13 protein-coding genes are annotated in these 13,435 nt (G+C 45.0%); 8 read left to right on the top strand and 5 right to left on the bottom strand.

Annotated features, from left to right (window positions below):
• Positions 1 to 224 precede the first annotated feature (224 nt).
• The 3 genes from RW114_RS11450 to lexA all read right to left on the bottom strand — a co-directional run bounded on the left by RW114_RS11450 (position 225) and on the right by lexA (position 2,097).
• Positions 225 to 989 carry an inositol monophosphatase family protein gene (locus tag RW114_RS11450; protein WP_340122886.1) on the bottom strand — a complete coding sequence of 255 codons (765 nt, stop codon included), beginning with the start codon at positions 987 to 989 and terminating at the stop codon, positions 225 to 227.
• A gap of 312 nt (positions 990 to 1,301) precedes the next feature.
• On the bottom strand, positions 1,302 to 1,454 hold the full coding sequence (locus RW114_RS11445) for a hypothetical protein (protein WP_340122885.1): 153 nt from the start codon (positions 1,452 to 1,454) through the stop codon (positions 1,302 to 1,304).
• Between the two features lie 10 nt (positions 1,455 to 1,464).
• A complete protein-coding gene (lexA, locus tag RW114_RS11440) occupies positions 1,465 to 2,097 on the bottom strand; it encodes a transcriptional repressor LexA (RefSeq protein WP_340122884.1) in 633 nt (210 codons plus the stop codon).
• A 175-nt stretch (positions 2,098 to 2,272) separates the two neighbouring features.
• Here lexA and dhaL point away from each other — a divergent pair, with 175 nt between their 5' ends.
• Positions 2,273 to 2,920, top strand: a complete 648-nt coding sequence (gene dhaL / locus RW114_RS11435; protein WP_340122883.1) for a dihydroxyacetone kinase subunit DhaL — start codon at positions 2,273 to 2,275, stop codon at positions 2,918 to 2,920.
• Here dhaL and dhaK read toward each other — a convergent pair.
• Positions 2,903 to 3,892: a dihydroxyacetone kinase subunit DhaK gene (dhaK, locus tag RW114_RS11430; protein ID WP_340122882.1), complete on the bottom strand. Its 990-nt coding sequence runs from the start codon at positions 3,890 to 3,892 to the stop codon at positions 2,903 to 2,905. The two genes, dhaL and dhaK, sit on opposite strands and share 18 nt — an antisense overlap.
• A gap of 93 nt (positions 3,893 to 3,985) precedes the next feature.
• Complete coding sequence (locus RW114_RS11425) at positions 3,986 to 4,813, bottom strand: HAD-IIA family hydrolase (protein ID WP_340122881.1); 828 nt, start codon at positions 4,811 to 4,813, stop codon at positions 3,986 to 3,988.
• 617 nt (positions 4,814 to 5,430) lie between these two features.
• On the opposite strand from RW114_RS11425, the gene hxlA reads away from it, so the two are divergent.
• The 7 genes from hxlA (at position 5,431) to RW114_RS11390 (ending at position 13,197) form a co-directional block, all read left to right on the top strand.
• Positions 5,431 to 6,072 carry a 3-hexulose-6-phosphate synthase gene (gene hxlA, locus RW114_RS11420; protein ID WP_340122880.1) on the top strand — a complete coding sequence of 214 codons (642 nt, stop codon included), beginning with the start codon at positions 5,431 to 5,433 and terminating at the stop codon, positions 6,070 to 6,072.
• A gap of 2 nt (positions 6,073 to 6,074) precedes the next feature.
• A complete protein-coding gene (gene hxlB / locus RW114_RS11415) occupies positions 6,075 to 6,608 on the top strand; it encodes a 6-phospho-3-hexuloisomerase (protein ID WP_340122879.1) in 534 nt (177 codons plus the stop codon).
• Positions 6,609 to 6,743: 135 nt separating this feature from the next.
• Positions 6,744 to 8,729, top strand: coding sequence for a transketolase (gene tkt, locus RW114_RS11410; protein ID WP_340122878.1), 1,986 nt, complete (start codon positions 6,744 to 6,746; stop codon positions 8,727 to 8,729).
• A 143-nt stretch (positions 8,730 to 8,872) separates the two neighbouring features.
• Positions 8,873 to 9,613 carry a hypothetical protein gene (locus RW114_RS11405; RefSeq protein ID WP_340122877.1) on the top strand — a complete coding sequence of 247 codons (741 nt, stop codon included), beginning with the start codon at positions 8,873 to 8,875 and terminating at the stop codon, positions 9,611 to 9,613.
• A gap of 3 nt (positions 9,614 to 9,616) precedes the next feature.
• Positions 9,617 to 10,753, top strand: a complete 1,137-nt coding sequence (locus tag RW114_RS11400; RefSeq protein WP_340122876.1) for a hypothetical protein — start codon at positions 9,617 to 9,619, stop codon at positions 10,751 to 10,753.
• Between the two features lie 319 nt (positions 10,754 to 11,072).
• The gene (locus RW114_RS11395; protein WP_340122875.1) at positions 11,073 to 12,059 is read left to right on the top strand and encodes a transaldolase; all 987 of its coding nucleotides are present in this window, start codon (positions 11,073 to 11,075) and stop codon (positions 12,057 to 12,059) included.
• Positions 12,060 to 12,678: 619 nt separating this feature from the next.
• Positions 12,679 to 13,197, top strand: a complete 519-nt coding sequence (locus RW114_RS11390) for a DUF1097 domain-containing protein (RefSeq protein ID WP_340122874.1) — start codon at positions 12,679 to 12,681, stop codon at positions 13,195 to 13,197.
• Positions 13,198 to 13,435 lie beyond the last annotated feature (238 nt).

Raw genomic sequence — 13,435 nt, 5'->3', positions numbered from 1 at the left:
TTGCCGAAAACCACCCGTTAAAGATTAACCGCATAACCTGTCAAATTGCACCCCAACACAAACCATCCAATCCTTCAAGGCTTGGATGGTTTTTTTATGGGTGTTCTTTGTGTATTTTTGGTAGGTAGGAAAATATCGCCTAAAAATGTCTACTTTGGGTGTTCGCCCTACGAAGGGGATTAATTGTTGGATTCCACAGTCGTATAATAGCAATTCGCCGGATATTACATCAACGGCAGTATCTGGTTAAGAACCTTGCCGTTGGTTGCCAATATCTGCTTTGGAAAAAGGCCTTTATTGCCTTTGAAGTCAGTAAGCGTAGCACCCGCTTCTTCGGCAATCAATGCGCCGGCAGCCACGTCATACAGGTTTAGCTCCTGCTCCCAAAAAGCGTCGACTTGACCATCCGCAACCAGGCATAGATCGATTGCCGCAGAGCCGAAACGGCGCTGTCCGGTTGTTATCTCTGCGATCCGGCAAAACCGTTGCAGGTTGTTTTCTTTTAAGTAAGAGCGTAAGCAGGCGAATCCGGTCGCGATCATTGCGTCAGCCAGGTTGCTTTCGTTGGAGACGGCAATGGCTTGACCGTTTTTCCAGGCTCCCTTGCCTTTTTCGGCAGCATAGTAATCATCCAGTGCGGGTGCATAGACTGCGCCGAATATGAGTTCCTGGTCAATTTCCAGAGCGACGCTGATGCCCCAGAAGTACTGGCCTCTTGAAAATGAGTGGGTTCCATCAATCGGATCGACGATCCAGCGGCTGGTTTGATTGGCGCTTTGTCCGCTTTCTTCTCCCCAAAAACCGAATTGCGGGTAATGTTTGGCTAGGGATGTTTGTAAAAAAGCCTCAACCGCCACGTCGGCCTCGGTAACCAGGTCGCGGGGGCTTTTTTTGGTCACTTCTAAATTATTCAGATCTTTAAAATAAGTCATGGCAATCGATCCGGCTTCGCGAATTACATTCTCAAGAACGGTAAGTGAAATGGGCATTTATAGTAACCTTGTAGGGAAGAGGGTGAGAGTATAGCTAATCCAGGTAAGAATTGTCCTGCATACGTGTGCCGTGCATGGCAAGCCCTATAGAGAATATCCTTATATCGGAAACAGCATGAGGCAAAATTTTTCTGGAGAACTATAGCATCAGGTTTGTAGCCAGATTTCAACGCTTTACTGAGTGAATTTAGGCATCAAAAAATAGGCATCTAAATCGGGCATAATCGATATACGTTGCTATTGCGGAGGAACGATAGCTTTTGTCGATGATTTATTCAAGACATATTAGGCGGCAGGCGAATTACGGCTTTATATCCGAATAAGAAATATAATGATGGCCACAAATAATAGCGACGTTGCAAATTCCTCCAGTCGTTCGGCGAACGATGGTTTGTCATCCCCCATAATTATTTCAATTCGATTGGTCACTTGGTCGCGCATGTGTATTCGTTGTTGCAGCATGATATTTCTCTTAATGATTTTTGGTGTAACTACGCATTTGGCCCACTAATACGCCTTGAATTTCCACTTGCTCCGGCTTGTAGCGCATCGCTTCCATAGTTGAATTAGCGGGGATAAGTAATGTTTCGTGAGGGTACTGCTCAATAAATTTCAATGTGGCTTCGGCTTTGTTGATCAAGGCCACTACAATTTCTCCATTACGGGCGTAGCTGCGTTGTTCAATAATCACCCAATCGCCATCGTAGATGCCTTGTTCAAGCATGGAATCACCTTTTACTTTAAGAATATAACAGGGCTTTTGTGTTTTCAGTTGCTCAGGGATGGTCATGTAAGTGATGTTTTCGACGGCTTCGATGGGTTTTCCTGCCGCAATAAATCCGACAAAAGGTAGCGAGCTTTGATCATCGGAATGGTTGATCATTTCTTTGGCGTATTCTGTCAGGCGAATGCCGCGTTGCTTGCGTTCCGGCGCTTCGATCAGGTTTTCTTTGATCAAAGCCTTGATGTGGGTATGCAAGGAGCCGCGAGACTTTAAGCTCATGCACACGCAAAGCTCTTCCAGTGTAGGTGGGTGAGGGAATTTATCCTGATTTTGTAATAAGAAATCGAAGATTTCCTGTTGTTTTCTAGTGAGTGATTTCATCATAATTTGTTTTGAATTCGTTTTTTAAAATTATAACATGAGAACAAATAGAGAACAAATTAAAGTTGTGGTTATTTTTTTAGCTTAACTTCTAGGTCGCAGCTTGGGGTATGATTTGTAAGGCGGGTGAGGGATGCGCATCACCCTAATGACTTTTTTTGACTTGGAGAATGCCATGCAATTTGTTCCAGCATTATTACCCAGCCTGATTCAGGCAATAGATCAGGTAATCGAAACGAATGCCGAAGAAGTGACTGCCCTGGATCAGGCTATAGGCGACGGCGATCATGTGACTAATCTGCAACGCGGCATCAAGGCGTTGGTAGCGCAAAGCGATGAGTTGGCGCAACTTGATTGGGCTGCGGCCTGGCAGAAAATCGGTATGACTATGATGACGGCGGTGGGCGGCGCGTCCGGCTCTTTATACGGTACGCTGTTTGTTGCGATGAGCAAGGCTGCTCGCGAACGGCCTTTGGATTTGCAGGCTTTTGCCGAGATATTCAGCAGCGGCGTGGATGCGGTAAAACTGCGAGGAAAGGCCGATGCCGGTGAGAAAACGATGCTGGATGTGTTGATTCCGGTAGCGGCAAGCTTGGGGCAGGGTGCAGCCGATGGGGCTGCACTGGCTGATGTTTTGGACAATGTCGCACGGACAGCCATTGCCGGCATGGAGTCTACCCGGGACATGTTGGCAACCAAGGGGCGCGCTTCTTTTTTGGAGGAGCGCAGCCGGGGCCATATTGATGCAGGCGCTAAAACCAGTCAGTTAATGATTTGTGCGCTGGTCGGCGTGTTGGCGGAGCGTTTAACATCCCCAGCGTAAGGCCGCCGTATGGACGGGAGCATCCCACAGGCGGAGCAGTTCTTCGTCAAGCAGGCTCAGGGTGATCGAGCAGCCCGACATATCGAGTGAGGTGGTGTAGTTGCCGACCAGGGAGCGGCAGATGTTAACGCCGCGTTTTTCCCAGTATTCGGAGGCCAGTTGATAAATAAGGTGCAGTTCCATTAACGGTGTCGCACCGAAGCCGTTGACATGCAATAACGCCGATTGGCCTTTTTGCGGCTTCAGATCGTCATTAATCATGTTTGCCAGATAGTCGACAATTTCGGAGGCGCTGCGCATGGCTATACGCTCACGTCCTGGTTCGCCATGAATGCCGACCCCCATTTCGATTTCGTTGTCACCCATGTCGAAAGTGGGTTTGCCCAAGGCAGGTACTGTGCAACTGCTTAAGGCCACGCCCATGGACGCAGTGGCAAGGTTGACTCGATCGCCCAATGCTTTGCAGGCAGCCAAATCTTCGCCTGCTTCTGCGGCTGCGCCGATGATTTTTTCCACAATCAGGGTGCCTGCAACGCCGCGTCGCCCGGTGCTGTGGGTTTTTGGGAAAGAAACGTCATCGCTCACCAATATAGTTTCGTGCCGACAATCGAGCATTTCAGCGGCGATTTCGAAATTCATCACGTCGCCGGCATAGTTCTTGACGATGAACAAAACCCCTCCGCCGTTTTCAACAGCCTGTGCCGCAGCCAACATTTGGTCGGGGGTAGGGGAGGTGAATATTTGGCCCGGACAGGCGGCATCCAGCATGCCCGAACCGACAAAGCCGGTATGCAACGGCTCATGACCCGAACCGCCGCCGGAAATCAGCGCAACTTTGCCAGGTACAGTGGGCTTTATGCGTCTTATAAAGTCAGGTTGGCTGTTGAGTTGAACTATGTCGGTATGGGCTTTGGCAAAGCCAGAGAGGCTTTCGGCTAGCAGATTATCAATATTATTGATGAATTTTTTCATTGCAGCGGCTCCGGTAGATTCAGGTTTTTTTTATGATAGCGCTTATGGTAGGTCTGGGCAATTGGCTGTAATGCGTATCAAGAGCACTAATCATCAGTTTTTCAACGCTTGGGTCACCGCGCGGATGTCCGGCATAACCCAGGTTGGTTGATAATCCGCTGCTGTAATATCTTCTTCGGTGGACACGCCCGATAAAACCATCAGGCTGCGTATGCCGGTGCGAACGGCACCCAGAATGTCGGTTTCAAGTCGATCACCGATAGCCACTGTTTGCGCAGGATCAGTACCCAGCAACGCGAGGGCTTGCTGATAGATGATGGGTTCGGGCTTGCCGATGATGGTCGGCGTTACGCCGGTGGCAGCCGTTAATGCAGCCAGAATTGCGCCGTTGCCGTGGGTGAGGCCGCGTTCTGTCGGCAGCGTGGTATCGGCATTGGTGCCGATGAATTGGGCTCCGGCGCGAATATTCAGCGTGGCGGTCGCCAGTTTGTCCCAGGACAAGGTTTTATCCATGCCACAGACAACAATGTCAGCACCCTTATTGGGATTGGCTTTGCCATTATTTAATTCATACAGTCCGGTTAAGGTAAATCCCCGTTCAATAAGCGGCTGTCTAGCACCATCTTCGCCAATCACAAATACGCGGCTGTTCGTCGGATTGTTATGCTCGCTCAGGTATAGAGCCGTTGCCATGCTGGAGGTGAGAATTTCATCGCGGGTTACTTCTACGCCCATCAGTGCCAGCTTAGTGACATACTGTTCCTGTGTCAGGCTGGCGTTATTGGTTGCCAGAATAAAGGGTATTTGTTGATCGCGTAAGGTTTGAAAAAAATCAGTCAATCCGGGCATCGGCTGCTCGCCGTGCCATAAAACGCCATCCATGTCGATGATGAGTGCGCGTATGTTGGTAAATGGTTCCATCGGGGTGCTTCTCTCTTAAAGTGGGGCTCGCTATTATAATTTACATCGGGCATAAGGCGAACAATCAGGCAGATTTTAGCTAAGAATATGCTCCGATTTTTGGCGCAAGGCCATGAAAAATACGAGTCGAATGCGTTTTAATTTTCATTCCATAATGAGAATTGCCAATGACTATGACATAGTACGAACGTCATGATCCAGCGTTGGAATGATCTAAATTTACATGATTGAATGACTGCTGAAAGTCGTCCAAATATATCCTTGTAAAGGCCGCAGGAGTAGGCCGATAGGTGAATGACTTCTCAGTAAATTGCCTCATGGACTTGAAATTGTTTGGATGAAAAGGGTGCTTACGTTTCTTTTTGTTGTGGTTAGATGCGTTCAAGTGGGCAGAGAAAACGTTATACGGAAAAATGGATGGTCTTGGTATATAAAGATAAAGTACGTAACATTGTGACTGTATGCCGCACTTAATTCGGTTGCTATCCATGCGCCAACGCAGAACATTGAGCATTGGGCATTGACATCGGTCCCCTTTCTACTTTAAAGTTGCATTCGCATAAAAGAGTAAGTAACTAAAATTATAACTATTACTATAAACCATCGGAGCACGCATCATGGCAAAACCATTAATACAAATGGCATTAGATTCATTGGATTTCGACCAAACAGTCGCACTGGCTACTTTAGTAGCGCCTCATATTGATATTTTTGAAATCGGAACTCCATGCATCAAACACAATGGTGTTAACCTGGTTAAAGAGTTGAGAGCAAGATTTCCAGATAAATTACTGTTAGTCGACCTTAAAACAATGGACGCAGGTGAGTATGAAGCAACGCCTTTCTACGCAGCAGGCGCTGATATTTGTACAGTTTTAGGTGTGTCTGGCCTTGCAACTTGTGCAGGTGTTATCAAGGCAGCAAATGCACATGGTGCAGAGGCTCAAATCGATTTAATTAATGTTGGCGATAAAATAGCTTGTGCAAGAGCAACTGCTGAAGCGGGCGCGCACATTATGGGTATTCACACAGGTCTTGACGCACAGGCAGCAGGTCATACACCTTTTGCTGACTTGACTGATATCGCATCATTGGGATTGCCAGTTAGAATTTCAGTAGCGGGCGGCATTAACGCATCAACCGTACAGGATGTTGTTAGAGCCGGCGCAAATATTATTGTAGTTGGCGCAGCAATTTATGGAGCCGCATCACCCGCTGATGCAGCACGTGAAATTCGCGAATTGGTTGACGCGGTATAATTATGCATCAGCAACTTATCATAGAAAAGATTTCAGGTGTTCTTGAAGCTACAGATGATACGTATGATGTAAAGCTGACCCAATTGCTTGATAACGCCAAGCGTATATTTATTGCAGGTGCTGGGCGTTCCAAACTTGTCGGTAATTTCTTTGCAATGAGACTAGTTCACGGCGGTTACGATGTCAGTGTCGTAGGTGAAATTGTGACGCCGAGCATTAAAAGTGGCGACTTATTGATCATTATTTCCGGATCAGGAGAAACTGAGCAATTAATAGCGTTCACTAAAAATGCAAGAAAAATAGGTGCTAACATCGTCTTGATTTCTGCGAAAAGCGGCTCAACCATTGGCGATATGGCAGATGCTGTATTTCAAATCGGTAGCCCGGAGCAGTATGGTAAGGTTTTGGGTATGCCTATGGGAACTGTGTTTGAGCTATCTACCTTGTTATTCTTGGAAGCAACCATTTCACATATTATCCATGAAAAGGGAATTGCTGAAGAAGTCATGAGAGAAAGACACGCTAATTTAGAATAGCGGCACAGGAACGAGTGGCTATGACCACTCGTTCTATTCTTTAGTAGACAAGAACGCCAAAGAACATTCCGTGACAGAGTCTATCAGGCTGAAAAAGTCACCATTTAGTAATCTATAAATAGTAAGGAGAACAATATGACTTCGCGTCGAGAATTAGCGAACGCCATACGCGCTTTGAGCATGGATGCCGTGCAGAAAGCAAGCTCTGGGCATCCAGGCGCACCAATGGGCATGGCGGATATTGCCGAGGTTTTGTGGAATGATCACATGAACCATAATCCGTCCAACCCAAAATGGTCAGACCGCGACCGTTTTGTTCTTTCCAATGGTCACGGTTCAATGCTGATTTATTCACTATTGCACTTGAGTGGCTATGATTTGCCGATGAGTGAATTAGCCTCTTTCCGTCAACTGCATTCAAAATGTGCGGGACATCCTGAATACGGTTATGCACCAGGCGTGGAAACAACCACAGGTCCGTTGGGTCAAGGTATTGCCAATGGCGTCGGTTTTGCGATGGCTGAAAAGCTGCTTGCAGAACAATTCAACCGTCCAGGTCATAAAGTCGTTGATCACCATACTTATGTGTTCATGGGTGATGGCTGTTTGATGGAAGGCATTTCTCATGAAGTCTGTTCATTAGCAGGCACTTGGGGTTTAGGCAACTTAATCGCTTTCTGGGACGATAACGGTATCTCTATTGATGGTCATATTGAAGGCTGGTATACGGATGATACAGCAAAACGTTTTGAAGCTTACGGTTGGCATGTCTTGTCAGTAGACGGACATAACCCTGACGAGATTTCAAAGGCAATTGTCACGGCTAAAGCGGTGACGGATATGCCTTCATTAATCTGCTGTAAAACTACCATTGGTTTTGGCTCGCCCAATAAATCAGGCACTCATGAATGTCATGGTGCGGCTTTAGGTGATGCTGAAATTAATTTAACTAAAGCAGCTTTAGGCTGGGATCACGAAGCATTTATCATTCCAGCAGATGTTTATGCAGGCTGGGACGCTAAAGCAAAAGGCGGGAGAGTCGAAGCGGCATGGGATACAAAGTTTACAGCCTACGAGGCGGAGTATCCAGAATTAGCAGCAGAATTCAAACGTCGTATGGCGGGCGAACTACCGGCTAATTGGACGGCTGCGACTGACGCATTGATTGCTGAAACCAACGCAAAAGCAGAAAATCTTGCCACACGTCAATCCTCACAAAAAGTCATTGGCGGATTAGCGCCTACATTACCTGAATTTTTAGGCGGTTCTGCGGACTTAACAGGCTCTAACTTAACCAGTTGCAGCAGCTTCAAACATGTCAGCGGTAAAGAGATGGGTAATTATATCTCCTACGGTGTGCGTGAGTTTGGCATGTACGCCATTATGAACGGTATGACCTTACATGGCGGCTTATTGCCTTTTGGCGGAACATTCCACATGTTCTCTGATTATGCGAAAAGTGCTTTGCGTATGGCAGCGTTAATGAAAATTCGCACCATTGCTGTTTTAACTCATGACTCTATTGGTCAAGGGGAAGACGGTCCAACGCATCAGCCGATTGAAAATACTTCTGCGATGCGTTTCATTCCCAATATGGACGTTTGGCGACCTGCCGATACCACAGAAACAGCGGTTTCCTGGGTAATGGCAATTGAACGTATGACAGGGCCTTCAAGCTTAGTGTTAAGTCGTCAAGGCTTGCCTTTCATAGCGCGTACTGATGAACAAATCGCAGCTATCCGTAAAGGGGCGTACGTTATTTCTGAAGCAGCAGGCAATGCTCAAGTTATCCTCATTGCAACCGGTTCAGAAGTTGATTTGGCAATGAAATCACAAGCAGCCTTAGCAGAAAAAGGTATTCAAGCGCGTGTTGTTTCAATGCCGTCAACAAATGTATTTGACCGTCAAGACCAAGATTATAAAGACAGCGTATTAACACCCGGTGTAAAGCGTGTTGCGATTGAAGCAGGTATTACTGATTTTTGGCGCAAGTATGTTGGCTTGGAAGGCGCAGTTGTCGGTATTGATACTTTCGGCGAATCTGCACCTGGCGGCGTGTTGATGAAGCACTTCGGCTTTACTGTTGAAAACGTAGTCAAAAACGTAGAAGCGGTACTTTAATTTTAAAGGTCATATTTGCGTGGGTGAGATGATTGGATATATTGATTGGGTGAGTTTAACTCGTTATTAAATTAATATGATTAGATCGAAAATACAACGCAGATATGGCTACTCTAAAACAATGCATAAAGGGGGATTTCCACGTGAAAATAAATAATTTGACGAATGGTTTAGTTGCTACGCTATTATTGGTCAGTCCCATAGTAGGGGCAGAAACTCAATATCCGGCTGCAGATTTCGAGCCAAAAGTAATTTATCAGGATGCTGAATATATTGGCCAAAACAAGTCTGCATCTGCGGAGGTATCGACCAAGAAGGCCAAGCCGGCGGCTGATGTGGAATCAAAATATCCAGCGGCAGACTTTGAACCAAAGGTTTTATATAAGGATGCTGACTATAAGAAAAGCACGGTTACAGGGAGCTCTTCGGCAGCTGAAGGCGTTGCAGCAGCAAGTGAGAAAAGCACGATTACAGGAAGCTCTTCGGCATCTGAAAGCGTTACGACAGATGATGTAGCCGTAAGTGGAGTGGAAAAAGTGGAAGAACAATCAATGCTGAGTTATTTGCTTGGGTTAGCTGTTTTTGCCGTGGCTGGGTATGCCTTCTTGAGAAAACGCGAGCCAAAAGTAAAGGCTAGCAGCAGTACGCCAGTTTATTCCGGTCATATGAGTGGGCTTTCTGGTGTTGCTCGATATATAAGAAAACATAATCTGTCTGCAGTAACCGGTGTTGCCAGATACTTGGAAAGTCAGGTTGTTTCTGCAAAAGAAGCAGCTGTGTCAAGCGGCGTTGAAAAGTACCTTGAAAAACAGGCTAAATCTGCACAAGAAAAAGCAGCGCAAGCGGGAACCGGTGTTGAAAAGTACATGCGCAACCGGGGGTAATAAATGACTCAAAATTACCTAGTCAATTTAGTATCAGGACTTTTTGGTTCCAAAAGGGAAGTTGAAGTTCAAACCAGTTCCCCCGTATATTTTAGTAATCTTAATGGACTTACTGGAGTTGATAGGTATTTGAAAAGCCAGGAAGTTGTGCCGGTGCCAAGCGGAGTTGCAAGGTATCTGAGCAGCCTGGAAGAGTTGTCAGCAACCAATGAAGTTGCTAATGCTTTGGAACATCAGGAAGAAGTGTCGGCAGCAGACGAAGTTGAAGTGCTAATGGCTGATAAGGATCTCGACAATCAGGCAGATGAAGCATCATTGAGCAGCGTTGCCAAGTACTTGGAGAAACTGGATCAACATCCTGTAAGCAGCGTTGCCAAATATATGGCAAGGCAAGCTATTGTCGCAAAAAAAGCACCGAAAATTAGTGGTGTCACTAAGTACATGACCCAGCATGCTGTCGTTACAAAAAAAAATCCAGTAGTCAGTAGCGTAGCTAGATACGTTGAAAAACAAGCCAACTCTCCCGCTATAAGTGGTGTTTCTAAGTATTTAATAAGGCAGTCTATATCTGCTAGAAATACAGTAGCAGCAACCGGAGTAGCAAAGTATCTTGAAGACGAGTCCATTGCTGCGAGAAAAGCGGCGGCAGCGACTATAGTTGCCAGATATTTGGAAGAGCAGCGTATTTTCGCAAAAGAACAAGAAAAAGAAAAAGAAAAAGAACAGCAGTTGGCCAGAGAAAAAGAGATGGAAAAAGCGGGTGAAAGGGTTGCCGCTGCTGCTGCAACCGGAGTGGCTCGATATTTGGAAGAGCAAGCAATTTTGGCAAAAGAAAAACCACCGGTGAGCGGTGTTGCCAAATATGTGGCAAAACAAATATTATCCAGAAAAGAAGCGCCTATTTTAACTGGCGTAGAAAAGTACATGGCAACACAAGCAATGCGCGTAAAAAAAGCTCCGATTATAAGTGGCGTTGCAAAGTACGTGGAAAAAGAGGCGATGATCGCAAAAATATTGCCTAAAGCAAGCGGAGTCACCAAATATATGCAAAAACAGGCTGTATTGCCGCCCTCAAGCGGGGTCTCTAAATACGTGAGTAGGCAAGTTATTGCAGCAAGAGCAATGCCTGAAAAAGTGTGATTTGACTGAACTGTATTAATAGGGCGTTAAATGTATTGATCGAATATGAGTCGGCTATCGTTAATTTAGTTCTCCGAAGTCAATAGATTTAATTTTTGGGGCTATGCGAAAAACGACTCATTGATTTAATAAGTAATTGCTTACTAGGCATAACTGAGGGTTGTACTGCTATTTCATGATAAACAATCACGGCTCACGGTATAATTCTACCTCGCCCTTGTAATTATATTGGATGTCACACTTGTATATTTCAAATGTATTTGAAAATGACAAGCGTATGTCCTGATGTTTTTAAATTTTAAAATTAAAGGAGCCCTTAATGGCGAAGACTTTACTTGAACAACTGAGAAAAATGACTGTTGTTGTAGCCGATACTGGTGATATCCAGGCTATTGAAACTTTCACTCCCCATGATGCGACAACTAATCCATCCTTGATTACTGCCGCTGCTCAAATGCCACAATATCAAGGGATTGTTGATGATACTTTGAAAGGTGCTAGAAGTACCTTAGGTAAAGATGCGTCCGCAGCGCAAGTGACTACCCTTGCTTTCGAGCGACTAGCTGTTTCTTTCGGGCACAAGATACTTGAGGTAATTCCGGGTCGTGTTTCTACTGAGGTAGATGCTCGTCTTTCCTTCGATACTGATGCCAGTATCGCCGTAGGTCGCGAGTTGATTGCCATGTATGAAGAGCAAGGCGTTTCACGCGAACGAGTGCTGATTAAAGTTGCAGCGACTTGGGAAGGAATACAGGCGGCAGCCGTTCTTGAAAAAGAAGGTATTCACTGTAATCTAACCTTATTATTTGGTCTGCATCAGGCAATCGCCTGTGCCGAGAATGGCATTACGCTGATTTCACCTTTTGTTGGCCGTATTCTTGATTGGTATAAAAAAGATACTGGTCGTGATTCTTATGCGCCTGCTGAAGATCCTGGTGTGTTGTCGGTTACAGAAATCTATAACTACTACAAAAAATTCGGCTATAAAACCGAGGTTATGGGTGCAAGTTTCCGTAATATTGGCGAGATAGTTGAATTGGCAGGTTGTGATTTATTGACCATTGCGCCAGCCTTATTAGCTGAACTCCAGTCTACAGAAGGTAATCTGGAACGCAAGTTGGATCCGAAGAATGCAACTAATATGTCAATTGAAAAAATGACAATCGACAAAGCAACTTTTGATCGTATGCATGCCGAAAATCGTATGGCTTCTGACAAGCTTGCAGAAGGTATCGTTGGCTTCACCAAAGCGTTAGAGTCGTTAGAAGGCATTCTTTCAGCACGGTTAGCCGTTTTAGAAGGATAAGCTGATTTAAGTCCCTCGGTTTATATTTATAAGCCGAGGGACACTTCTTTTTTATCAGCAACTACGTAACCATAGGGTAGTATCCTCAGCTGCGCTATAAAATTTGGCACGGATGGCCAAAGTAAATCAATTGTTATCATCCGCTTTCTAGCATAAGGTAGAGAATCTGCTGCTTTTTGAGCTCAAAATCTATTCACAGTTACCCGATACTCCTGCTTTTGCACGACGATCATAAAGTGATTTAGTCGTGGACAGGTTGTTGACTTTTTACGGCATAACATCAAACTTGCTATCTACTTTAAAATCAATCAAGTGAATATGGATTCCTTAAGTAGCTAAATTTTAGGTGCAGGGCTACTTCAAAGCATTAAATTAATGCTTTCAATTATTAATGCATTTAACCTGAGAAGAAGCAAAAAACCGCTCAAACTGTTTTATAATTTACCCATTTAGACGCAATATGAATGCCGTTGTTTATTGTGAAAATAATATCTGTTAATATTTAAACCTTGCTGGTTTTAGTTCGGTTTATGGGTAAACCAATGTGTTATGTTTCGTAGAACCACCTCAATGCGAAATCTAATTAAATAATAAGTGAGGTGAATTTTGGAAATATATTATGAACAATCTTACAGCGCTTTCATTAAGTATTGCCGGTCTGGCTGGAGTAGCAACTTTTTTGGCGGTGGGACCACTTAGCGGTATCTTTTTTATATGGGCGGCAACCATTGCATGGGCCGCCTACTTTTTTCTCGGCGCCTCTCAAGAAGCCTTAAAAAACACCATCGTGTGTGGAATTTTCGGTGTTTTTATGGCTTGGTTGGCTGCTATTCAAATCACCAATATTCCATCCTCAGCAATTCTTGGCTTCCCGTTTTGGGCGGCCGTTACAGTAACTTTTTCAGTCGTAGTTATGTGTCTTGCGGCAAATATTCCTGCACTTGCAACAATACCAGCAAGCGTACTCGGGTATTCTTCTGCATTTGCATACTTGTTGCAAACGCCCGGTAAATTGAGTAAGGATATTCTACTGAGTGCTTCATTGGATAATGTATTAATTGTAATATCCATTTCTATTGTAGTCGGTACATACTTTGGTCAGTGGTCAGGGCAGCTGAGCGCAAAGTTGACTAAATAATTTAACTAGAGACTGTGAACTTAAGTCGAGTGGTAACAAATTTCCAATAGAATTGTGCCTTTCTGGTCGTTCCTCATTATTATATTTAATCCGTGAATTATTTTACGATAGGTATAGTGGACCCCGAATTCCGGACAATAGTTTAAGCTATGCTCTGTCGAAAAATGAGAAGCAGGAAATGAGCGAAAGCAAACGGAAGATTTTTACAGGGGCTCAAAAAGCCAAAATTGCATTGGAA

It is taken from the genome of Methylobacter svalbardensis, from assembly GCF_037671525.1.
In the GTDB taxonomy this organism is placed as follows: Bacteria; Pseudomonadota; Gammaproteobacteria; order Methylococcales; family Methylomonadaceae; genus Methylobacter_A; species Methylobacter_A svalbardensis.
Note: the sequence above shows the minus strand (reverse complement) of the source record. Positions and strands in the feature narration are given on the sequence as shown.